The organism is Moorella sp. E308F (genome assembly GCF_006538365.1).
Classification (GTDB): Bacteria; Bacillota; DSM-521; order Neomoorellales; family Neomoorellaceae; genus Neomoorella.
This window is the reverse complement of sequence record NZ_BJKN01000002.1, coordinates 666,629-688,984: the sequence shown is the minus strand read 5'-3', so window position 1 is coordinate 688,984 and position 22,356 is coordinate 666,629. Positions and strand designations below refer to the sequence as shown.

Here is a 22,356-nt window from a genome sequence, read left to right as displayed (position 1 = left end):
ACGATGCTCAGGGAGGGAAAATACCGGATCCCTTCGGGATGCGCCATTAGCGGCTTTATCAATAAAGACGGGCGCAGGGTTGACGGCAGCGCTATCATCCAGTCCATTGCCCTGATGCAGGAGCGGTCCAACGGCCTGGGCGGCGGCTTCGCCGCCTATGGCATCTACCCGGAATATCAAGATTATTATGCCCTGCACCTGCTCTTTGAGGACAAGCTGAGCCGCAACCAGGTGGAAGAGTTGATTAAGGATAATTTTTATATTGAAGCCGAAGACCGTATCCCTACCCGTCATGTCCGGTCCATTGGCAAAGCGCCCTTACTATGGCGCTATTTTGTAACCCCCAGGCTGTCGAAAATTGAAGAATCCCAGGAGTCAGAGGCCGACTTCATGACCCGGCTGGTCATGCGTATCAACGATAGCGTCAACGGCGCCTATGTCGTTTCCAGCGGTAAAAACATGGGAGCCTTTAAAGGAGTGGGTTATCCGGAAGATATCGGCGAGTTTTTCCGCCTGGACGAGTACCAGGCCTACAGCTGGATTGCCCACGGCCGCTTTCCCACCAATACCCCCGGCTGGTGGGGCGGCGCCCACCCTTTTACCCTGCTGGACTGGTCTGTAGTTCATAATGGCGAGATATCTTCCTACGGGGCCAACCGGCGCTTTTTAGAAATGTACGGATATAAAATGACCCTGCAGACAGATACCGAAGTAGTGGCCTATGCCATAGATTTACTGGTCCGGCGCCATAAACTGCCCCTGGAACTGGCGGCCAGGGTCCTGGCAGCCCCCTTCTGGCAGGCAATTGACCGCCTGCCGGCAGCGGAACGCGACCTTTATACTCGCCTGCGGGTAGTTTACGGTAGCCTTTTGATGAACGGGCCCTTTTCTATCATTGTCGGCTTCAGCGGCGGCATTATGGCCCTCAACGACCGCATCAAGCTGCGGCCTCTGGTGGCCGGTTCTCAAGGTACTACCCTGTATGTGGCCAGCGAGGAAGCAGCCATCCGGGAAATTTGCCCTGACGTGGAAAAGGTATGGTACCCGCAGGGCGGCGAGCCGGTCATCGGCCGCCTGGAGGAGGGATCCCAATGCCGTCTCTCAGCCTGATGCCGCCTGAATTCAGTGTCGTCCGCGATGACAACAAATGCATTAAATGCCTGGCCTGCGTGCGCCAGTGCGGCTTTGACGCCCAGCAGTATGACGCGGAAGACGACCGTCTCTATGCCATTGATGCCAACTGCGTCAACTGCCAGCGTTGCGTTAGCATCTGCCCGGCCGGGGCGCTGACTATTTATAAAAACCCGCCGCCCATGCGGCCCAATGCCCACTGGACGGAAGGACACTTACGCAACATTGTCAAGCAGGCGGAAACCGGCGGGGTGCTCCTCACCGGCATGGGGAACGATCAGCCCTTCCCCCCTTATTTCGACCGGCTGCTCCTTAACGCCAGTCAGGTGACCAATCCTTCCATTGATCCCTTAAGGGAACCCATGGAACTGCGGACTTACCTGGGCAGCCGTGCCGAGCCGGTAAGCCGGGAGGAAAGCAAAGATAAAACCAGCACCCCCCTGGTGCCCATCGAGACCCCCATCATGTTTTCCGCCATGTCCTACGGGTCCATCAGCCATGAGGCCTTTGAATCCCTGGCCCGGGCGGCGAAAGCCTTCGGCACCCTGTTTAATACCGGCGAAGGCGGCCTGCCGGGGGATCTCTACGAGTATGCCGATCATGCCGTGGTGCAGGTGGCCTCGGGCCGCTTCGGCGTCCATGCCGACTACTTGAATGCCGGGCGCGTGATCGAAATTAAAATCGGCCAGGGGGCTAAACCGGGCATCGGCGGCCACCTGCCGGGGGAAAAGATTACCGCGCCTGTGGCAGAGACGCGAATGATACCTGAGGGTACCGACGCCCTGTCACCGGCTCCCCATCATGATATCTACTCCATTGAAGACTTGAAGCAATTAATCTTTACTTTAAAAGAAGCAACCCGATACCAGAAACCGGTCTCCGTCAAAATTTCGGCCGTCCATAACGTGGCGGCCATTGCCAGCGGCATTGCCCGGGCCGGGGCCGATATCATCGCCATTGACGGCTTTCGGGGGGGAACCGGGGCGGCGCCTACCATGATCCGGGACCATGTGGGTATTCCCATCGAGCTGGCTATTGCCGCCGTGGACCAGCGCTTGCGCGAGGAAGGTATCCGCAACCGGGTATCCCTGGTGGCTGCCGGCGGCTTCCGCAGCAGCGCCGATGTGGTGAAAGCCATAGCCCTGGGTGCCGACGCGGTCTACATCGCCACCGCCGCCTTGATTGCTCTGGGCTGCCACCTCTGCCAGAAATGCTATACCGGCAAGTGCAGCTGGGGCATCGCCACCCAGGATCCCTACCGCAGCCGGCGCCTGAACCCGGAAATCGGCGCCGAACGCCTCTACAACCTGCTGCGGGGCTGGTCCCACGAGATAAAAGAAATGCTGGGCGGCATGGGCATCAACTCCATTGAAAGCCTGCGCGGCAACCGCTTGCACCTGCGGGGCGTTGGCTTGAACGAAGTGGAACTGAAGCTCCTGGGTGTCAAGCATGCTGGCGAAGCAATGTAGCAGGGGAGGGAACACCAGTGAAAAAAGTATACGCCCGGCCGGCCTACTGTATGAACTGTCACCTCTGCGAAGTGAACTGCATTGTAGCCCATTCCCGCAGCCGCGATCTATTCCGGGCCTACAAGCGCGAGAATTTAAGGGGTACGGCGCGGGTTATTGTCGAAGAGCGGTTGCCCCTTTCGGTGGCCGTCCAGTGCCGGCACTGCGATGATCCCCGCTGTGTGGCCGGCTGCATCTCGGGGGCCATGGTCAAAGATCCGGAGACGGGGATTGTCTACTGCCAGGAAGATAAATGCGTGGGTTGCTGGACCTGTGTGGCCGGCTGTCCTTATGGCGCCATCCGGCCCGGGGAGAAAAACGGTCGCCCGGTGCCTTTGAAATGCGACCTCTGCCGGGAGGCTGATGAGCCGGCCTGCGTGGCCGGTTGTCCCAACCGGGCCCTTGTTTTTGAGGAAAGGAGGGCAGGGGCATGAACTACGTCATTATCGGCAATTCCGTAGCTGCCGTCAACGCCGTCGCAGGAATTCGGGAATATGATCGGGAAGGTTCCATTACCATCGTCTCGGCGGAAAACTATTATGCCTATGGCCGGCCCCTGATTTCCTACTGGCTGGAAAAGCGGGTCCAGGACCAGGATATGCCCTACCGGCCGCAAGAGTTTTATGAAAAAAATTGCGTCCGCGTCCTCCTGGGACGCCGGGCCGTAAAACTGGACCCGGAAGTCCGCCAGGTCCACCTGGATAACGGTGAGAAGCTCCCCTACGACCGTTTGCTCCTAGCCACCGGGGGGCGGCCCTTTGTGCCGCCAATTGCGGGGTTAACCGCGGCCAACTATTTTACCTTTATAAACTATGACGACGTTCGTCGCCTGGAGGCTTTTGCCATCCCCGGGAGGGAAGCCGTAATTCTGGGGGCCGGGCCCACGGGCCTCAAGGCCATGGAGAGCCTGGTGCAGCGGGGCGTCAAAGTAACGCTGGTGGAGCTGGCCGACCGCATCTGGGCCCCAGCCCTGGACCCGGAAGCGGGAGCTTTAATAGCCGGCTTCCTGCAGGATAATGGTATCAGCCTTTATTTAAACGATACCCTGACCGGCATCCGCCAGGAGGATGATGGCCACCTCCATATGGAGCTTAAATCCGGCCGGGAACTCAAGGCCGACATCCTGGTGATTGCCATCGGCGTGCGGCCTAACGTTGAGCTGCTCGAGGGTTTACCAGGGGTAACCATTAACCGCGGCGTCGTTGTGGGACCGGACCTCAGCACCGGCCTACCCGGCGTTTACGCCGCCGGGGATGTGGTGGATGGCAACCCGCCTTTACTACCCCATGCTGCCATCCAGGGGAAAATAGCTGGGCGCAATATGGCCGGGGCACAGGAGACCTATCTACCCTTACCGCCCTATAACGCCCTTGGTTTCCTGGGACTGCATATTATCAGCATGGGTAACAGTGTAGCCACCGGTGAGGGATATGAACTCCTGACGGAAGTAGACCCTGCCACCCTGGTCTACCGCAAGCTGGTTTTAAAGGATAACTGCTTGAGCGGCGCGCTGCTGATCAATAAAATCGATCGGGCCGGCATCTACCGCCAGTTGCTCGAGGAAGGCATTGAGGTCACGTCCTTTAAAGATGCATTGCTGCGGCCAGATTTTGGTCTCTTAAGTTTACCGGAAACCATCTGGAAGCAAAAGCTGGCAGAGTGAGGTGAAGGGGATTTTATGGAAACCTTGGATGCCCGGGGACTGTCTTATCAAACCCTGAATGAGTCCATCAGGACCCTCCTGGATAACGGCTGCCGGGAACTGGTTTTAAAAAACGTCAACGGCCAGCGTTATATCGGTGCCGGGGTCCAGGGCCGGGCCCGGCTGGAGGTTTACGGCGTGCCGGGCAACAACCTGGCGGCCCTTATGGATGGTCTGGAAATAGAGGTTTTTGGTAATGCCCAGGACGGCGTGGGCAACACCATGAACGACGGCACGGTAATTATCCACGGCAACGCCACCGATATAGCCGGTTACTCCATGCGCGGCGGCCGGATTTTCATCCGTGGTAATGTCGGCTACCGGGTAGGTATCCACATGAAGGCCTTCCGGGATAAAAACCCTTTGATTGTCATCGGCGGTAAGGCCGGAGACTTTTTCGGCGAGTACATGGCCGGCGGCACCCTGGTCCTCCTAGGCCTGGATTTACAACCAGGGGAAGCTGTTGTGGGTAATTTTATAGGCACCGGGATGCACGGCGGCGAAATCTTTATCCGCGGCCAGGTAGATTCTTTCTACCTGGGTAAAGAAGTTAAAGCAGTACCGCTTACAGCCGCCGACCAGGAGCGCCTGCGGAAAATTGTTGGCGATTTTGCCCGTTACTTTGACCTGGAGGCCGAAAAGATCCTGGCCCGTCCCTTTACCAAGTTGATACCCTACAATAAACGGCCATATGGTACGTTGTATGCTTATTGAGTGAAATGAACAAAAAGCCATCTGCGTGAGACAGATGGCTTTTGCTAATCCAGGGGGGCGCAATCAAATTTTCTCGAAGGCTTCTTTACCGGCGCCGCAGATAGGGCAGGCCCAGTCACCAGGCAGGTCCTCAAAAGGGGTACCAGGAGCGATGCCGTGTTCCGGATCGCCCTTGGCCGGGTCATAGATATAATTGCAGATAGTGCACCGGTACCTGGGAGCAGTGGTAGCCGGCCCGCCTTCCGCCCCGGCGGCGGCAAAGGTCGGCGCCGTTTTCGGGGTCGTGCCGCGCTTGACCTGATGATAGTAGGCATAGGTCATGGGCTCACCCTGTTGCAGGACGGCGGCATCCGTTAAAGTGCCGATAAAAATGCTGTGGGTGCCGGCGTCAACCGTTTGATTTATTTTAGCTTCCAGGTAGGCCAGGGTGTGTTCGGCCAGGTAAGGAAGCCCGGCCTGCGTCAGCTTGTAGTTCAACCCGGCAAACTTGTCTACCTCACGGCCGGATTTGAAGCCAAACTGGCCGATGAGGGAGAGGGGGGTATCCTTGGCCAGGACCGAGACGGCAAAGCTCCTGCCGGCCTGGATAAATTCATGGGTCAGGTTTTGCTTGTTGATGCTGACAGCAACTGTCGGCGGTTCCGAGGAAATCTGGAAGAGGGTATTGGCAACCTGACCGTTGAAACGATTGTCTTTTTTGGCCGTAACCACATACAGCCCGTAGGAAATGGTATGCAGGGCTTTGGTATCCAAAACTATCCCTCCATGTAAATGTAAGTCAGAGTGTCATAACGCCTCTAGCCCCTAATTCTTATAGCCATCTCCCGGCCCAGGTTATAGCAGTGCTGCAGGTCGCTCTCTTTAGGCACCCACTTCACTGTGGGGCCGGGCTCGGCAATTAACTCAATTTTGGCGGCCTTTAAACGTTCCTCCAGGATCTTCTGCGCGCCGCCCCCCCAGCCGTAAGCACCGAAGGCCAGGCCGATTTTATTTTTCGGCCTTAAGCCCACCAGGTCATCCAGGAGGGGAGAGACCACCGGCAGGATGTCGTTATTGATGGTCGGTGAGCCTACCAGGACGGCGCGGGCATCGAGGATCTCTTTGATAATATCATTGCGGTCGGATACGGAGAGCTTGAAGAGCTTGACCTCACAGCCCCCGGCCACCAGGCCGTCCAGAAGGGCATAAGCCATCTTTTCCGTACTCAGCCACATGGTATCATAGGCAATAACGGCCTTTGCCGTACCTTTGCCTTCAGCCCAGCGGGCATAGGCCTCAATGATCCGGTAGGGATCCTGCCGCCAGATAATGCCGTGGCTGGGGGCAATGGTTTTAATGGTCAGATTCATCTTCTGGATTTCTTCCAGCTTTTTGGTAATCAGGCTGCTGAAGGGCATGAGGATATTGGCGTAATACTTGGCCGCCTCGTCCATAATTAGTCCCACATCTACTTGATCATCGAAGCGGGCGCTGGAGGCGATATGCTGGCCGAAGGCATCGTTGGGAAGGAGCAGGGCCTCTTCGGGAACATAGGTAAACATGCTGTCGGGCCAGTGGAGCATGGGCGCTTCGATAAATGCCAGGGAACGTTTACCAAGGCTGATGCTGGTCCCGGTTTTGACGATGGTGTACTGGAAATCAAGATGAGGGTAATGGTCCTTGAGGCTTTCATAACCACGCTGGGTACAGAGGACGTGGGCGCCGGGGCATAGGTCCATGATGGCCGGGAAGGCGCCGGCGTGGTCGCTTTCAGTGTGGTTGACCACCAGGTAATCGATTTTGACCGGGTCCTGGATTTGCTTCAGTTTGGCGATCAATTCCTCTTGAAAGGGTTCGTAAACGGTATCCACCAGGGCGGTTTTTTCATCGACAATATAGTAGGCATTATATGTAGTACCCCGGTGGGTGGAAAAGGCGGGGCCGTGAAAGTAGCGGATGTTCCAGTCGATGGCACCCACCCAGTAAATACCTTCCGCAATGGTAACGGGCTGGCTCATGAGTCCTTAACCATCCTTTCGGCCGGTCTGTTTTTTCATCCTCGCCTATCAGTAAAACAGGGCGGCTAATTAATCATCCAATGTCAGCTTTATTACCTCAGCTTTTACCCGGCTAAGGGCGTTAAGCTCATCCCTTAGCTGCTGGACCTGGACTTCAGGGGCGCATAACTGCAGGATAATCAATCCTTCGTCGCTACAGGCCTCAGTTTCGTGGAGGCCAAGGCGCACCCGGATAATACAGCCATACTTGGTTAAAATCTCCTGAACTTTAGTCGCCGTTTCGCGCCGGTTGTCAACCAGGATGGCCATAATCGTCGGGCAAGACATAAGGCCGTCACCACTCCTCAGTAATTTTCCGCCTGTAGTTCAAAGAACGCCTGGGGATGAGCACAGGCCGGGCATACTTCCGGGGCGGCATTGCCTTCATGGATATAGCCGCAGTTGCGGCAGCGCCACGTTACCTTTTCTTCCCGCTTAAAGACACGGTTATTTTCTATATTAGCCAGCAGGGCGCGGAAGCGTTCTTCATGTCCCTTCTCGGCCCGGGCAATGGCCTGAAAGACGGCAGCTATCTCCTTGAAACCTTCTTCTTCAGCTACCCGGGCAAACTCGGGATACATGGTGGTATGTTCGTAATTTTCCCCGTCGGCACTGGCGGCCAGGTTCAAGGAAGTAGTGGCAATGGTACCGGCCGGGAAAGCGGCGCTAATTTCTACTTCGCCGCCCTCCAGGAATTTAAAGATACGCTTGGCATGTTCTTTTTCGTTATCGGCAGTTTCTAAAAAGATAGCTGCAATTTGCTCATAGCCTTCCTTTTTCGCCTGACTGGCATAGTAAGTGTAGCGGTTGCGAGCCTGGGATTCGCCGGCAAAAGCCGTTAGCAGGTTTTTTTCCGTCCGGGTACCTTTAAGACCGGGCATATTGCTCACTCCTCTATAAGATTTCGACGCCATTTTACCTTACCAAAGTTAGGAAGTCAAGGCAGGCATCAGTTGGTGGTTTAAGCAATTAAAAGGCAAATTTTTTTTGAAAAACTTTTATAACCGGCAGGAAAAAAGGGAAATTATAGCGAATATTAATTGCGAATAGTAATCCTTACTAAAAGGGGGGAATTTCATTATGACAGCAATCGGCCAGGTTTACAGGTGCAATGTTTGCGGTAATATTGTCGAGGTCCTCCATCCCGGTGTTGGGGCCCTGGTATGCTGCGGCAAACCCATGGAGTTATTGACGGAGAACACTGTAGACGCCAGCAAGGAAAAGCATGTCCCGGTAGTTACTAAAGTTAATGGTGGTTTTAAAGTGACCGTTGGCAGTATTCCCCATCCAATGGAAGAAAAGCATTATATTGAGTGGATCGAACTGCAGGCCGGCGGCCAGGTCTTGCGGCAGCACCTGGATCCCGGTGACGCTCCCGAGGCAGTTTTTTGTACTGAATCCGGGAGTGCCACGGCCCGCGCCTATTGCAACCTCCACGGCCACTGGCGGTCCAATAATTAAACCAAGTTAAAAATAATCACTCCAGCTCAGCATGTTTCTTTACGTTATTTGAAGTCAAATTAACCCGGGCGGTATACCCGGGTAAGATAATATGGCAAGGAGTGCATTTTTAATGGAAAAATATGTCTGCATAGCGTGCGGCTATGTCTATGACCCGGCTGAAGGCGATCCTGCTAACGGCATCGCCCCGGATACGCCCTTTGCCGACCTGCCGGAAGATTGGGTTTGCCCGGTGTGCAGCGCCGGCAAAGAGATGTTTGAACCTGAAGCCTGAAAGCACCCTGTTAACCGGTAGGCGCCATTATTATAAATGGCTGACTGCAGTTGCAATAAGGCGACAAAAGTTTTCTGGGCTAGAGTCTAAAGGAGGCATATTGGCATGAATAAATGGCGCTGTTCCGTATGTGGTTATGCTTTTGAAGGGGAAGCCCCTCCGGAAAAATGTCCTTCCTGTCAGTCAACCTGTAGTTTTGTCGATGCCAACTGCTATATCCCTGATTGCGGCGGCGGCTCTATATAGTTAACACGGCAGTTGATAGCAGGTATTTTACTTTCGCCATCCAGTTTGAAAAGGATGCCCTGCTGTTTTTTAGCGGTTTAAAAAACCTTGTTTCTGTAACTGAGACAGCCGTGATTGATGAGTTGTTACGCCAGGAAAGGCGGCACCTGTGCGAACTGCACAGCGCCCTGCAGAATAAATAATTTTACTTGCCCCGGGCTGCGCCAGAATCGCCCCTTGACAATGCCGTTCGTCAAGTGATATACTTTTCCTTGCACAGAGGAAGAACGGGGCGTAGCTCAGTTTGGCTAGAGCGCTACCTTGGGGTGGTAGAGGCCGCTGGTTCGAGTCCAGTCGCTCCGACCATTTTACAGGACGCCATAATGGCGTCTTTTATTTTTCACTTCTTAAGATATAGCCGTTAACTGGTAAAAAAAGTAACGATACAATGTAATGCAGTGGTGAGCTTTAAGTAAGAAAGGCGGGGAACATGGTGCTGGATGATATTAGTACCATGCGAAAGGCCTGGCAGCGGCGGGCTGAAATAGAAAAGCAGGCTGCCATAAACCGCCGCCAGGAAGCGCTAACAAAAGCTCGCCTGGCTGCCAGCTGGTTAAAAGAGAAATACAAGGTTAGAAAAGTCTACCTTTATGGTTCCCTGGTCTGGAGTGAGTATTTTACCCCCTCATTCCGATATTGATTTATTGATAGAAGGCTTTACAGCTAAAGACCACTACTGGCGCATGTGGCTGGAGGTAGAGGCTATCACAGCACCCTTTCCGCCCAGCATAGTTCTGGCCGAAGACGCTGTAGCAGGTTTATTGTTAGAAGTCAGGCAAAAGGGATTGGAGCTATGACCGGAGAGCAATTCCTTATCTTAGAAGGCCGCATACGCCAGGAACTGGAGAATATGGCCCGCCTGGAGGCTGAACTAGCCTCTTAAAGGTTTAATAGCCAGAGGCCAGAATAACAGGATAGCTTTTCCCGCTAGCGATTCTTTTTTCCTGCGGGCAATTGGCTCGATTCTGCATGACTTTTATGTGGCGGCAGAAAATATTTTTAAAACCATTTATCCGGAAAGAAACGGCGGCTTTGTTGGACGAATACCGCGGCTTCCGCCATGTTTTTCTTAACGTTTACGGTTTCAACCTGGCAGCCGAACGGTTGGAAAGATTGGTACAGAAGCTACCGGAAACTCTGGTAGCCTTACGCTGGGATCTCCAGGTATTCTTGGAGCGTATGCGTGAAGTTATAGCAGTTAAATAGTCTTCCCGTGTTGGTACCACATCAGTAAAGGTTATATTTACTTACTTGCTTCTATACCCCGGTCCGCCCGGGGCTTTAATTTTTGCTTCTCAAAAACTAAATATTATGTTATCCTATTCTCATGAAAAAAATTTTCTCCAGAAAGGAGGGGCCTGATGGCTCCTAACAATGATACGCCTGCTCAAGGCGGCCTTTTACGTTTGCGAAGCATTTATCCCAGCCTTACCGCTGCCGAGCAGCGGGCGGCCAGCTATATCCTGGAGAACCCGGGGGAAATAATCCATCTATCAATTACCGAATTGGCCGAACAGGCACAAACAGCCGAAGCCACTATTTTCCGCCTCTGCAAGCGCCTAGGTTATCGCGGCTTCCAGGCCTTCAAAATTGCCCTGGCCAGTGAAATGGTAGACCCCGTACAGAATATCCATGAAGACGTACAGCCGAGTGATGACATGTTGATTATCGCCCATAAAGTATTTCAATCTAATGTCCAGTGCCTTCAGGATACCCTGAAAATCCAGGAGAAAGAAGCCTTGGAACAGGCGGTAGAAATGCTACTCAACGCCCGCCGGGTAGAGTTCTATGGTTCCGGCGGTTCAGGCGCCATAGCGATGGATGCCTACCATAAGTTTATGCGCACAGGCATCTGGTGCCAGGCCCACACCGATGCCCATTTACAGGTCATGGCCGCTTCCCTTCTTGGCCCCGAAGATGTAGCCGTGGGCATCAGCCATACCGGGGCCAACAAAGACGTTTATGAAGCCTTGAAGACGGCCCGGGAAGCTGGAGCGAAAACCATTGGCATCACTAACTTCATGAAATCTCCCCTGACCCGTGTAACCGATATTTGCCTCTTTACCTCCGCCAGGGAAACGCATTTTCGTTCGGAAGCCATGTCCTCGCGTATCAGCCAGCTGGCCATAATAGACTCTCTCGTAGTCGGAGTTTCCCTCAGGCGCCAGGAAGAAGCCCTGAGTGGTTTACAAAAAATTCGCCACGCCATTGCCAACAAACGCTTTTAGTTCTTTAACGAGAAAATTTTTTTCATATCGGCAGGAATTGGAGAAAAAATGTAGAATAGATATATTAAAATTACAAGGGGAAAACCAATGGTGAAAACCAATCATTTTATCGGCGTCGATCTCGGGAACCCCGAACAGGATGCTGAAAAAATTCTTCATGATACCATTAAAGCAGCGGTTAAGAAAACCGACAAAAAATTTCTTTTATATTTAGCAGGAATTTTAAAAACAAAGGCGAAAGATATAAGTTGTAAGTTGTATTACCAATATAGGAGGCGGGAGGGAGGTTGCTAACGGTAGAGGAAAGAATAATGCGTCACCTGGCGTTTTGGAATAAAAAGGAGCTTGATTATCCACTTGCGGGATTTCGTATAGGTAATTATTTCTTTAGCCAAAGCTTCAATGCCGCCGCATCCTTACTCGCTCGTCCGCAACGTGTGACGCCCGAAATGTTGCAGGTGAACGATTACCTGGATGATTACGAAAGGATGTACCAGGAAAATCTACAGGTAGGACAGGATGCCTTTTGGTGCGCCGAACCCTTTACAGGTATTCCTTGGATGGAAGCTTTTTTGGGATGCCATATTTACAGTTCTGAAGAAAGTTTCTGGGCCAAACCTTACGCTGAATCTCCTGCAGTAATAAGCGGTAAATTACAGCTAAATTATAATAATCCCTGGTACTTGAAATTTAATGAGTTTATTAATAAGCTTGTAAAACTATCAGTAGGACGTTTCCCTATAGGCGAACCGATTATGCGCGGACCGAGCGACTTGCTGGGCGCCATCCTGGGACAGGATAAACTCGTGTATTATTTTTATGATTACCCCGAACTTATGCAACAACTTGCCCGGGAAGTTACGGAAGCGTTTTTGGAGGTTATAGCCAACCTGTTAGAAAATGTGCCTCCTTTCTACGGCGGTTATAGTTTGGGTTTCTATCCGCTATGGGCTCCAGGCAAGTGTATATGGTTTCAGGAAGATCTTTCTGCCTTATGTTCCCCTACGATTTACCGCCAATTCTTTTTACAATGCGACCGGAAGATCTGCCAGGCCTATCCCTATACTGCTGTCCATTTACATCCGGCTTCGTTCTTTATTTTGGATGATTTATTGGAAATCCAGGAATTGAAAGTAATTGAAATCAATAAAGATGTGGGCGGCCCTTCGGTCAGAGATATGATGCCCGAGTTTCGTCGCGTACTTGAAAAGAAGTGTTTAATCATCTGGGGGGCACTGGATGAAGAGGATATTGAAGTCATCCGCAGTGAATTACCCTGCCGGGGGATATTCCTGAATATAATTGCGGAAACTCTCCCCCGAGCAAAGGAATTAAATCAGTTTATCAAAAATATATACGGTATCAAGCAATAAAAGAGGTCATATACACCATGGCTATTAAACAAATCCCCAAAATAAGTGTCAGCAATGCTGTTTTTGAACAAATTAAAGAACAGATCTTGAGTGGCAACTGGCCCCCGGGGAGCAGGCTCCCTTCGGAAAATGAGCTCACCAAAATGTTCGGCGTGAGCCGCATTTCCGTACGCTCAGCATTGCAAAAACTGGCAATTTTAGGGTTAATCCAAACCAGGCAGGGAGATGGTACCTTTGTAGCTGACCTATCGACTGATATCTATCTTAATTCACTCTTGCCAGCCCTTGCTCTGGGCAAGCATGATTTGTTAGAGATACTGGAATTTAGAAAGGTATATGAAATAGAAAATGCCCGTCTGGCCGCATTACGCAGGAATGAAAAAGATTTAGAACGATTAAACGCTATTATAACGAGAATGCGTGAATATAGTGACGATATTAAACGTTTCTCCATGGAGGATCTTAACTTCCATCTAGAGTTGGCTCGGGCAACGAAAAATTCACTGATTCTAAAGGTAAGCCAGATTACGAAGGACATCTTGTGTTTCCATATGGAGGAGATTGTATCTTTTCGGGGTACGTCGGCCGGTCTATATTACCATCCCCGCATCTTAGAGGCCGTTACCATTCAAGATGCAGATTTGGCAGCCAAAATAATGACCGAGCATATTGAGCTAACCATTCAAGATATTGAGGAAAAATATCCTGAGAGCTAGATTAATTGAATTCCAACATTGAAGGACGAAAGATAATTACTATCAAAGGAGAAAGGAGGAGACTATTTGTACAAAGAAGATAATTAGTTTTGATTAAAGTTAAAGATAAACTGTATTCAAAAATTGAGACTGAGTTATAATTTTTGATTAACCAAATGAGGGGAATAAAAATATGTATAAAAATTTAACCATAATATGCGAAAAAATATTACAATATACGATAATAATTTTGCTATCAGGAATGGTTATTGTCGTATTTTTCAACGTCATCGGACGCTACTTTTTAAATGCAGCAATTGCCTGGTCAGAAGAGGTTTCCCGGTTCATGCTCATATGGCTGGTATTTTTAGGAGCAATTCTGGCTTATATCAACGATGAGCATCTGGGATTAGATATAGTGGTAAAGTCAATCCCCAAAAAAGCAGCAAAAGTTATAGCTGTGATTGCCGACCTGCTCGTCCTATATGCAATAACAATAATTTTAAAAGGCGGATATTCCATTACTATGGAAAGTTGGGACTGGACATCACCTGCGGCAGCAATACCTTACGCTTATGTATACTTAATCGTACCTATATCCGGAGCAATACTGTTCCTGCAGACGATATTAAAAATTATTTATCATATAAAAGCACTTTTTATGAGAGAAGCTTCGGATAAAGTGCAAGGCAAGGAGGGGGTATCATGCTAGCTGCCTTTTTAATAAGCATGTTTTCCTTCATTTTTTTAAATGTGCCTATCGCTTTTAGTCTTGTATTAACGGCCCTGGTGCTGATGATGTTTACAGGCAGCGTATCACCTGCTATTATTACTCAGAATATCGTCAGAGGCATAGATAACTTCCCCTTAATGGCCATACCTTTCTTTGTTCTAGCAGGGGAAATTATGAACGCCGGCGGCATATCGAAAAGAATTGTAAACTTTGCTAAAGCGCTGATCGGGCACGTAACCGGAGGTTTGGGATATGTTACCGTACTCGCCAGCATGCTGTTTGCAGGGGTGTCCGGGTCGGCGGTAGCCGATACATCTGCCATTGGGTCCATATTGCTCCCTGTTATGGAGGAACAAGGTTACGACAAAAATAAAAGTACCGCCTTAATAGTATCGGCTGGTACTATTGGACCTATTATCCCCCCCAGTATCCCGATGATTATTTTTGGCGTTATAGGTGGCGTATCCATTGTCAAGTTGTTCCTGGGAGGCATTATCCCTGGAATATTAATCGGAATAGGACTGATGATAGGATGGTACTTCCATTCGAAAAAGCGTGGCTACAGGAAGACTAGAAGAACAACTTTAAAGGAATTGTGGCAGAGTACGATAGCGGCTTTCTGGGCAATACTTTTACCAGTTATTATTATGGGAGGAATCTTGGGCGGAATATTTACTCCCACCGAAGCAGCGGTGGTGGCGGTAGTATATGCCCTTTTGGTGGGATTCTTTGCCTACAGGGAGTTAAAATTAAGTTATCTACCGGAGATATTTGCCCGCGCGGCCAAAAGTACAGCGGTTGTAATGCTTGTATGTGGAGCGGCAACAGCAGCGGGATACCTGATTACAACAGCCCAGATACCTCAGCTCCTGTCTAACACCCTTTTGTCCATATCCAATAATATTGTCGTACTCATGTTGTTAATCAATATATTGCTGCTGCTAGTAGGGCTCGTAATGGACCTGACTCCCGCCTTGCTCATCCTGGGTCCCATCCTGCTGCCTATAGCTACGAATTTTGGGCTGGACCCTATCTATTTCGGTGTGGTTATGGTAATGAATCTGTGTATAGGCATCATAACACCTCCGGTAGGCACGGTATTGTATGTGGGTTGCGGGCTGTCCGGGCTGTCAATGGGTGAACTGGTCAAACCCCTCTTAAGTTTCATCAGTATAATGATAGCGGTACTATTGATAGTCACTTATTTCCCCGGAATAATTACTTTTATACCTAATGCGTTTGGCAACTAAATACTCCCGGCTGGTAAAGAAAGGAGGGGCAAAGATTTATAGTAGACCAGCCGTTTTCAATTTAAAAAAACTAGAGGAGGATCTGCACATGAGGAAAAAGCTAGTCTTAGTGTTAACTGTTCTGGCTGTTATAGCGGCATTACTATCAGGATGTACATTATCACAACAAAAAGCTCCGGCAACCAGTGGTACATCCAAGCAGACAGAGGGGTCAAAGAATGAAGGTCAGATAGTAATTAAAATCAGTAATGGCGTCAATGAAAAACACCCTTCTTATTTGGCTTGTAAAAAATTCGAAGAGATTGTAGAACAAAAAACTAACGGAAAATACGACGTACAGGTTTATGCTAATGCTCAGCTGGGGGATGACGTAAAAGCAACCCAGGATGTCAGAATGGGCAACCTTGAAATGGTTGTTACCTCTGCCTCGCCAATAACAGGCCTGGCAAAAGACTTTATGGTTTTTGACCTCCCCTTTATCGTTCCCAGCGAAAAGGCTGCCGATGCAATATTTGACGGACCTGTAGGAAAGAAAATAGCTTCCACCTTGGATTCAAAGGGCCTGCATTTACTGGCATACTATGAGAACGGGTTCAGGCAGTTAACAAACAGCGTACGTGAGGTAAAAAGTCCGGCAGATGTTAAAGGGTTGAAAATAAGGACCATGGAGAATCCCATTCACTTGGCGACATGGAGGGCATTAGGAGCTAACCCGACTCCTATGCCATTCAGTGAAGTATTTACCGCAATGCAACAAAAGACCATTGATGGCCAGGAAAACCCGATACCTACTATTTACCTGCAGAAATTCTATGAAGTGCAGAAGTACGTTACAATGACCGGACACATATACGGGCCACATATTATGTTAATCAGCGAAAAACTTTGGGAGTCTATGCCTCCTGAGGACAAGAAAATATTTGAAGAAGCCGCAGAAGAATCAGCAAAGTTTCAACGGAGCACAAACAGAGAGATGAACAAGAATTATGTTGATGAGTTAAAGAAAGTCGGCATGACAGTTACAGAACTAACACCTGAGCAGCTCAAGGCATTCCAGGATGCGGTTCAGCCTGTTTATAAAGAATTTGAAGATAAGATTGGAAAAGAACTTATCGCCGAATTTAAGAAAGCGGTTGAGGCTGTTAAATAGGGACGGCATGCTGATGGCCCTGACCAGTAATAGAAAATATAAGTAATATAAATGTAAATGCGCCTCACGGGCCAGGGCCATCACTCTCTTGCAAAAGTCGTAATGGTGGTAAAACGTTCCATCCAGGGCGCTACCGGTTCGGAATGTAATTTATCTCTCAGCACAAATTTGACAGTTGATATAATAAGGTTTTTTAGAGGAGGAAAATATACAATGAAAGCCGTTGTCAAATATGCTAATCAGGACGGTTGTACGGAAATAAGGGACGTGCCCGTACCAACCATTGGCCCTACCGATGTATTAGTAGAAGTAGCTTACACCGGTATCTGCGGTAGCGACCCCCACATGCACCACCAGAATGTTTCCTACCCTGTCAACGTACCGTTAATCCTGGGACATGAGTTTGCCGGTACCATCGTAGAAGTAGGAGCGGAAGTTAAGGGGTGGGCGGTCGGCGAGCGGGTGACAGCCGAAACCCATGCCCGGTATTGCGGGCATTGCTACCTGTGCCGGACCAACCTTTATCACCTCTGCCGCGAACGCAAGGGGTTCGGATTTGGAGTCGACGGCGCCTTTACCCGCTACGTCCGGGTTCCGGCACGCATCCTGCACCAGGTGCCGGAAGCTGTAAGCCTTAAAGAGGCAGCCATTACGGAACCCTTCTGCGTAGCCTACAACGCCCTGGTTAACAACAGCCAGGTTAGGCCCGGGGATATTATCGTAGTAATTGGACCCGGCCCTATAGGCCTGCTTTGTACGGCCATGGCCAATCTCCTCGGCGCCGGGGAAATAATCGTCGTTGGTACAGCCGGAGATGAAGAGCGCCTGGAAAAGGCTCGGGAATTCGGTGCGACCAGGACGTTAATCAGTAGCGGCGATAACGTTTTAAAGCTAGTACAGGAAGTGGGGGATGGTTACGGGGCCGATGTGGTGGTGGACACCGCCGGCCCGGCGGCCACCCTGAGGTTGTCCCTGGACATTGTTCGGCCAGCTGGGCAAATCACCAAAATCGGCTGGGGACCAGCACCGGTAAACTTTTCCCTCGACCAGTTGATAGCCAAATCCGTTCGCCTGCAGGGCTCTTTCAGTCATACATGGGACGTTTGGGAGAAATGCCTGACCCTCATGAGTGAAAAGGAAATTAATCTGAACAAACTAATAACCCATGAACTACCTCTGGAAGAATGGGAAAAAGGATTTGAACTCATCGAAAATCGCCAGGGACTTAAAGTTTTGCTCACACCATCTTAACCATGCAATGGGGTTTAAACCTTAATGGTGGAATAAGGTGTCGCAAACGGAATGTGAAGAGGCAAGGGCGCAAGAGATGTATGACAACTTACAAGTTTTATTTTAAGAAAGCATCAGATTTTGCAATTACCAGACTTGAACGTTTATGTTAGTAGCCATCCAGGCATAACATCCAGGTATAGCAGGGAGAGGATAACATGATCACCGGTGAACAAAAAGAGTTTTTACAAAAGAAAGCTGCCCGTATCCGACGGGATATCGTCGATATGGTGGCGCCGCCCAAAATAGGGCATCTGGGGGGATCTGCATCCTGCGCCGAGATTATAGCCGTACTTTATTTCTATAAACTCCGGCACGACCCGCAAAATCCCAACTGGCCAGAGCGGGATCGCTTTATTATGAGTAAAGGCCATTCGGGCCTGGCCCAGTATGCCGCCCTGGCGGAATGCGGGTATTTTCCCAGGGAAGAACTCCGGTACAATAAAGAGCTGGGCTGCCACCTCCAGGGGCACCCCGATATGCGCAAAACCCCGGGAATTGAAGCCAATACCGGTTCCCTGGGCCAGGGGCTATCGATAGGCCTGGGACTGGCCCTGGCGGCCAAACTGGATAATGCATCTTACAAAGTTTACGTCCTCTTGGGCGACGGCGAACTGGCTGAAGGCCAGGTCTGGGAGGCGGCCATGGCTGCTGCCGCCTACCGGGCTGACAACCTGGTAGCCATAGTGGATAAAAATAATGTGCAAGCCACCGGACCTATCAAGGAACGGATGGATATGGGGGTCTTGAAGGAAAAATGGGAGGCCTTCGGCTGGTATGTCCTGGAGGTAGACGGCCACGATGTTGGGGCCCTTGCTTCGGCTCTGGACGAAGCCGATACAGTCTGCGGCCGGCCGGTAGTGATTATTACCCACACTGTAAAAGGTAAAGGTATTCCCTTTGCTGAACATAAAGCTGCATATCACAATGCCGGTATGACGGAAGAAGAGTACCAGATTGCCTGCGCCGCGACCGAAGCAGCCCTGGCTGGAGGTGACAACAAATGAGTATCTTGTTAAATCCCCGTGAAGCCTATGGTAAAACGTTAGTGGAACTGGCTGCAGCAGATAAGCGCATCGTTGCTCTGGATGCAGATCTGGCAAAATCTACTCGGGGCATCCTGGTCGAAGAACGTTTCCCGGAAAGACACTTTGAGATGAGCATCGCCGAGCAGAACATGGTTTCCGTCGCCGTTGGCCTTGCCCTGGGAGGCAAGATCCCCTTCGTCCATTCCTTTGCCGTCTTCCTTACGGGTCGGGCCTATGACCAGATTCGTGTAGGGGTGGCCCTGGCCCGGTCTAACGTCAAATTGATCGGCTCTTCCGCCGGACTTTCTGATTATGGTGACGGCGCTACTCATCAATCGGTGGAGGATGTGGCCTTGATGCGAGCTTTGCCCAATATGACGGTCATCGTTCCATCAGATGCAACGGAAACAGCGAAGGCCACCAGGGCCATCGCCAAGTATGAAGGGCCTGTATACTTGCGGCTTAATCGCAATGACCTCCCGGCTGTTTTCCCTGTAGAAGAAGAGTTCTGCATTGGTAAAGTCTATCCTTTACGCCAGGGAAAACATGTTACCGTATTTGCCAGCGGTATTATGGTCAGCCGCTCCCTGGAGGCCGCTGAAATCCTGGCCGAGGAGGGAATAGAAACAAGTGTGATAAATGTGAGTACCATTAAACCCCTGGACCGGGAAGCCATCACCGCCCTGGCCAGGGAAACCGGGGCGGTAGTTGTCGCTGAAGAACATAGCGTTATCGGTGGCCTGGGCAGCGCTATTGCCGAAGCGCTTCGCGGAGAAAAGAACATCGCTATGGAATTTGTGGGCATCGAAGATGTTTTTGGCCAGTCAGCTTGTAATTACCATGATCTATTGACAGCCTACAATTTAACCAGTGAGGCAGTATTATCCGCCTGCCGGCGGGTAGTAGCCCTATAAATTTAGGAAAGGGGTAGATTAATTATGCAAAAGATTGGTTTCATCGGCCTTGGTATCATGGGTAAACCCATGAGCAAGAATTTATTGAAAGCCGGGTACCAGCTGGTGGTGCATGATATCAATCGGGCGGCGGTAGATGAACTCGTAGCTGCCGGGGCTGCCCCGGCCAGTTCGCCCAAAGAGGTGGCAAGGCAGGCAGATATTATCATCACTATGCTCCCCAACTCCCCCCATGTTAAGGAAGTAGTCTTAGGCCCGGAAGGTGTCATTGAAGGTGCCCGAGCCGGTTCCATCCTTATCGATATGAGCTCCATCGACCCCCTGGTCAGCCGGGAGATAGCAGCCAGGCTTGCTGAGAAAGGGATTAGAATGCTTGATGCCCCGGTGAGCGGCGGGGAACCGAAGGCCATCGACGGTACACTGGCTATTATGGTGGGCGGCAACCAGGCGGATTTTGACGCCTGCTTTAACATCCTTAAAGCCATGGGATCTTCTGTCGTCCGGGTGGGCGAGATAGGTGCCGGCAACGTGGCCAAGCTGGCCAACCAGGTTATCGTCGCCTTGAACATTGCCGCCATGTCCGAAGCTCTGGTACTGGCCACCAAAGCCGGCGTTGATCCCGAACTGGTATATCAGGCCATTCGCGGCGGATTGGCCGGCAGTACCGTCCTGGATGCCAAGGCACCGCTGGTGCTGGATAGGAAATTTAACCCCGGTTTCCGCATTAATTTGCATATTAAAGACCTGGCCAATGCCTTGGCTGCCAGCCATGAAGTCGGAGTGCCCTTGCCTTTGACTGCCGCCATGATGGAAATCCTCCAGGCTTTAAAGGTTGATGGCCTGGGTGATGCCGACCATGGTGCTATTATTCGTTTCTACGAAAAGCTGGCTCAAGTTGAGGTGAGGCGACAAAATTGATGGCTAAAAAAATACCCTCCGGCTTTTGGGAGGGTATTTTTTATACGTTATCAACGAGAAAATTTTTTTCTTGAAAGAAGGATTTGGAGAAAATATGTAGAATTAGATATTGAATTTAAACTTTAGCTGAGGAGAAAACCATGACCGGAAGCGGACTGTTTATTGGTGTTGATCTGGGAACAACTACAACAAAAGCTGTAGTTTTGGATAAGCAGGGACAAGTCCGTGGGTACTACGCAAAAGAAAGCGGTTTTGAACAACCCCAACCCGGCTGGGCAGAACAGGATGCCGAAAAAATTTTTCAGGATACACTGGAAGTAATAGGGACGGCTGTTAGGAAGGCCGGCGCCAGAGCCAGCGAAATTGACGGGGTAGCCTTCAGTTCGGCCATGCACGGTATTATGCCTGTGGATGCAAAAGGTAACCCCTTAACTAATTGCTGGATATGGGCGGACAACCGCAGTGCAACTATTGCCCAAAGACTACGCCAAGATCCAAAGGGAAAAGAGTTATATCGTTGTTGTGGTGTACCCTATCATGCTATGGTTCCTCTATGCAAGCTAATTTGGTTACGAGAGAATATGGCCGAAATTTTCCAGAAGAGCACTAGATTTATTTCAATTAAGGAGTATATTTTTTTCAGGCTTTTTGGGACATACGTTATTGATTATTCTTTAGCATCAGCAACTGGTCTTTTTAATTTATACAAGCTCACCTGGGATAAAGATGCTCTGCGGCTGTCAGGTATCAGCCATCAACAGCTTTCCCAACCTGTACCGCCGACTTACATTCTCCGGGGTCTTAAGGCAGGAGATGCGGCAGCCATGGGCCTGAAACCGGAAACCCCCTTTATAATTGGTGCCAGCGACGGGACCCTGGCCAACCTTGGTGTCGGCGCCATTAAACCGGGGATAGCAGCTATATCAATTGGTACCAGTGGTGCCGTAAGAGTCCATGTTGATAAACCCATAACTGATCCCGGCATGCGAACTTTTTGTTATGCCCTGACGGACAAAGATTGGATTATCGGCGGGCCCATCAATAACGGTGGATTGGTTTACCGCTGGCTGCGGGATAAGTTTTTTCAGGCTGAAGTAAGAGCTGCACTTGAGGGAAAGGGGGAAGTTTATGATTTAATGAATTCTTGTGCAGCCAGTATACCACCAGGCAGTGATGGCCTTATTTTTCTGCCCTTCCTCACAGGAGAAAGAGCACCGTGGTGGAATGACAGCTTCCGGGGCATTATTGTTGGCCTGGCCCTCCACCACGGCCGGGAACACCTGGCTCGGGCTACAATGGAAGGAGTTTGTTTCAGCCTTTACAGCGTTGCCCTGGCCTTGCAGGAGTTAAGTGGACCGTTTAAAGAAGTTCGTGCCACCGGCGGTTTCACTCGCTCGTCATTATGGTGTCAAATACTGGCAGACATTTTGGGACAAGAAGTAATAGTATATCCAGGTATTGAAGGTGCTTGCCTCGGGGCAGCGGTCCTTGGGATGGTTGCCACAGGACAAGCAAGCGATATCAACATCATTTATCAGTTCTTACAAAAAGCGAAGCAATTTGACCCCTATTGGCTAAACACCAATAAATACCGTGTTCTTTTTGATATTTACCAACGTATCTGTAGAAAAATAGAGAAAGACTTTACTTCTCTTGGGGTGTAAAG

28 protein-coding genes and 1 tRNA gene are annotated in these 22,356 nt (G+C 50.4%); 25 read left to right on the top strand and 4 right to left on the bottom strand.

The annotated features are described in order from the left end of the window. The first annotated feature begins 3 nt into the window (after positions 1-3). Genes E308F_RS09945 through E308F_RS09925 form a run of 5 tightly spaced genes read left to right on the top strand, consistent with a single transcriptional unit; the run spans position 4 to position 5,055 of the window. Entirely contained in the window at positions 4-1,110 is a 1,107-nt protein-coding gene (locus E308F_RS09945; RefSeq protein WP_141264768.1) for a class II glutamine amidotransferase, read from the top strand. After that, positions 1,092-2,600, top strand: a complete 1,509-nt coding sequence (locus E308F_RS09940; RefSeq protein ID WP_141264767.1) for a glutamate synthase-related protein — start codon at positions 1,092-1,094, stop codon at positions 2,598-2,600. Before E308F_RS09945 ends, E308F_RS09940 begins: the two co-directional genes overlap by 19 nt. Before the next feature lie 17 nt (positions 2,601-2,617). Beyond that, a complete protein-coding gene (locus E308F_RS09935) occupies positions 2,618-3,073 on the top strand; it encodes a 4Fe-4S dicluster domain-containing protein (RefSeq protein WP_141264766.1) in 456 nt (151 codons plus the stop codon). Then, positions 3,070-4,302, top strand: coding sequence for an NAD(P)/FAD-dependent oxidoreductase (locus E308F_RS09930; RefSeq protein WP_141264765.1), 1,233 nt, complete (start codon positions 3,070-3,072; stop codon positions 4,300-4,302). The genes E308F_RS09935 and E308F_RS09930 overlap by 4 nt, the downstream gene beginning before the upstream one ends. A gap of 15 nt (positions 4,303-4,317) precedes the next feature. Continuing rightward, a complete protein-coding gene (locus tag E308F_RS09925; protein WP_141264764.1) occupies positions 4,318-5,055 on the top strand; it encodes a hypothetical protein in 738 nt (245 codons plus the stop codon). A gap of 63 nt (positions 5,056-5,118) precedes the next feature. On the opposite strand, the gene rd (E308F_RS16920) is transcribed toward E308F_RS09925, so the two are convergent. The 4 genes from rd (E308F_RS16920) to rbr form a co-directional block, all read right to left on the bottom strand. After that, a complete protein-coding gene (gene rd / locus E308F_RS16920; protein WP_141264763.1) occupies positions 5,119-5,808 on the bottom strand; it encodes a rubredoxin in 690 nt (229 codons plus the stop codon). 44 nt (positions 5,809-5,852) lie between these two features. After that, a complete protein-coding gene (fprA, locus tag E308F_RS09915) occupies positions 5,853-7,052 on the bottom strand; it encodes a nitric oxide reductase FrpA (RefSeq protein WP_141264762.1) in 1,200 nt (399 codons plus the stop codon). 69 nt (positions 7,053-7,121) lie between these two features. Then, on the bottom strand, positions 7,122-7,361 hold the full coding sequence (locus tag E308F_RS09910; protein WP_253260441.1) for a hypothetical protein: 240 nt from the start codon (positions 7,359-7,361) through the stop codon (positions 7,122-7,124). Between the two features lie 35 nt (positions 7,362-7,396). Beyond that, entirely contained in the window at positions 7,397-7,972 is a 576-nt protein-coding gene (rbr, locus tag E308F_RS09905; RefSeq protein ID WP_141264760.1) for a rubrerythrin, read from the bottom strand. A 199-nt stretch (positions 7,973-8,171) separates the two neighbouring features. Between rbr and E308F_RS09900 the strand changes: the two genes are divergently transcribed. From E308F_RS09900 to E308F_RS09810, 20 genes are all read left to right on the top strand, one after another. Continuing rightward, a complete protein-coding gene (locus tag E308F_RS09900; protein WP_141264759.1) occupies positions 8,172-8,552 on the top strand; it encodes a desulfoferrodoxin in 381 nt (126 codons plus the stop codon). 112 nt (positions 8,553-8,664) lie between these two features. Next, positions 8,665-8,826, top strand: coding sequence for a rubredoxin (gene rd / locus E308F_RS09895; protein WP_083476630.1), 162 nt, complete (start codon positions 8,665-8,667; stop codon positions 8,824-8,826). Positions 8,827-8,931: 105 nt separating this feature from the next. Beyond that, positions 8,932-9,072, top strand: a complete 141-nt coding sequence (locus tag E308F_RS09890; RefSeq protein ID WP_129588675.1) for a rubredoxin-like domain-containing protein — start codon at positions 8,932-8,934, stop codon at positions 9,070-9,072. Next, entirely contained in the window at positions 9,051-9,254 is a 204-nt protein-coding gene (locus E308F_RS15870) for a hypothetical protein (RefSeq protein WP_141305120.1), read from the top strand. Before E308F_RS09890 ends, E308F_RS15870 begins: the two co-directional genes overlap by 22 nt. A gap of 85 nt (positions 9,255-9,339) precedes the next feature. Next, positions 9,340-9,417 (top strand) — tRNA-Pro (locus E308F_RS09885). 124 nt (positions 9,418-9,541) lie between these two features. Beyond that, the gene (locus E308F_RS09880) at positions 9,542-9,751 is read left to right on the top strand and encodes a hypothetical protein (RefSeq protein WP_141264758.1); all 210 of its coding nucleotides are present in this window, start codon (positions 9,542-9,544) and stop codon (positions 9,749-9,751) included. Then, entirely contained in the window at positions 9,720-9,908 is a 189-nt protein-coding gene (locus E308F_RS09875) for a hypothetical protein (RefSeq protein ID WP_141264757.1), read from the top strand. Before E308F_RS09880 ends, E308F_RS09875 begins: the two co-directional genes overlap by 32 nt. A 181-nt stretch (positions 9,909-10,089) precedes the next feature. Next, positions 10,090-10,317: a hypothetical protein gene (locus tag E308F_RS09870; RefSeq protein ID WP_141264756.1), complete on the top strand. Its 228-nt coding sequence runs from the start codon at positions 10,090-10,092 to the stop codon at positions 10,315-10,317. A gap of 155 nt (positions 10,318-10,472) precedes the next feature. Continuing rightward, positions 10,473-11,339, top strand: a complete 867-nt coding sequence (locus E308F_RS09865; RefSeq protein ID WP_141264755.1) for a MurR/RpiR family transcriptional regulator — start codon at positions 10,473-10,475, stop codon at positions 11,337-11,339. Between the two features lie 87 nt (positions 11,340-11,426). Next, entirely contained in the window at positions 11,427-11,633 is a 207-nt protein-coding gene (locus E308F_RS09860) for a hypothetical protein (protein ID WP_141264754.1), read from the top strand. Continuing rightward, complete coding sequence (locus E308F_RS09855; RefSeq protein WP_141264753.1) at positions 11,627-12,712, top strand: hypothetical protein; 1,086 nt, start codon at positions 11,627-11,629, stop codon at positions 12,710-12,712. The genes E308F_RS09860 and E308F_RS09855 overlap by 7 nt, the downstream gene beginning before the upstream one ends. A gap of 17 nt (positions 12,713-12,729) precedes the next feature. Then, positions 12,730-13,428, top strand: a complete 699-nt coding sequence (locus E308F_RS09850) for a FadR/GntR family transcriptional regulator (RefSeq protein ID WP_141264752.1) — start codon at positions 12,730-12,732, stop codon at positions 13,426-13,428. A gap of 172 nt (positions 13,429-13,600) precedes the next feature. Further along, positions 13,601-14,119, top strand: coding sequence for a TRAP transporter small permease (locus E308F_RS09845; RefSeq protein ID WP_141264751.1), 519 nt, complete (start codon positions 13,601-13,603; stop codon positions 14,117-14,119). After that, on the top strand, positions 14,110-15,390 hold the full coding sequence (locus E308F_RS09840) for a TRAP transporter large permease (RefSeq protein WP_141264750.1): 1,281 nt from the start codon (positions 14,110-14,112) through the stop codon (positions 15,388-15,390). Before E308F_RS09845 ends, E308F_RS09840 begins: the two co-directional genes overlap by 10 nt. After that, positions 15,380-16,540 carry a TRAP transporter substrate-binding protein gene (locus E308F_RS09835; protein ID WP_216364505.1) on the top strand — a complete coding sequence of 387 codons (1,161 nt, stop codon included), beginning with the start codon at positions 15,380-15,382 and terminating at the stop codon, positions 16,538-16,540. The genes E308F_RS09840 and E308F_RS09835 overlap by 11 nt, the downstream gene beginning before the upstream one ends. 213 nt (positions 16,541-16,753) lie before the next feature. Continuing rightward, positions 16,754-17,791 (top strand): zinc-dependent alcohol dehydrogenase, encoded by a 1,038-nt coding sequence (locus tag E308F_RS09830; protein ID WP_141264748.1) that lies wholly within the window; start codon positions 16,754-16,756, stop codon positions 17,789-17,791. Between the two features lie 197 nt (positions 17,792-17,988). Then, entirely contained in the window at positions 17,989-18,837 is an 849-nt protein-coding gene (locus E308F_RS09825) for a transketolase (protein ID WP_141264747.1), read from the top strand. Then, entirely contained in the window at positions 18,834-19,772 is a 939-nt protein-coding gene (locus tag E308F_RS09820) for a transketolase family protein (RefSeq protein WP_141264746.1), read from the top strand. The genes E308F_RS09825 and E308F_RS09820 overlap by 4 nt, the downstream gene beginning before the upstream one ends. A gap of 24 nt (positions 19,773-19,796) precedes the next feature. Beyond that, complete coding sequence (gene garR, locus E308F_RS09815; protein WP_141264745.1) at positions 19,797-20,690, top strand: 2-hydroxy-3-oxopropionate reductase; 894 nt, start codon at positions 19,797-19,799, stop codon at positions 20,688-20,690. 140 nt (positions 20,691-20,830) lie between these two features. Beyond that, complete coding sequence (locus E308F_RS09810) at positions 20,831-22,354, top strand: gluconokinase (protein WP_141264744.1); 1,524 nt, start codon at positions 20,831-20,833, stop codon at positions 22,352-22,354. Positions 22,355-22,356: the final 2 nt, after the last annotated feature.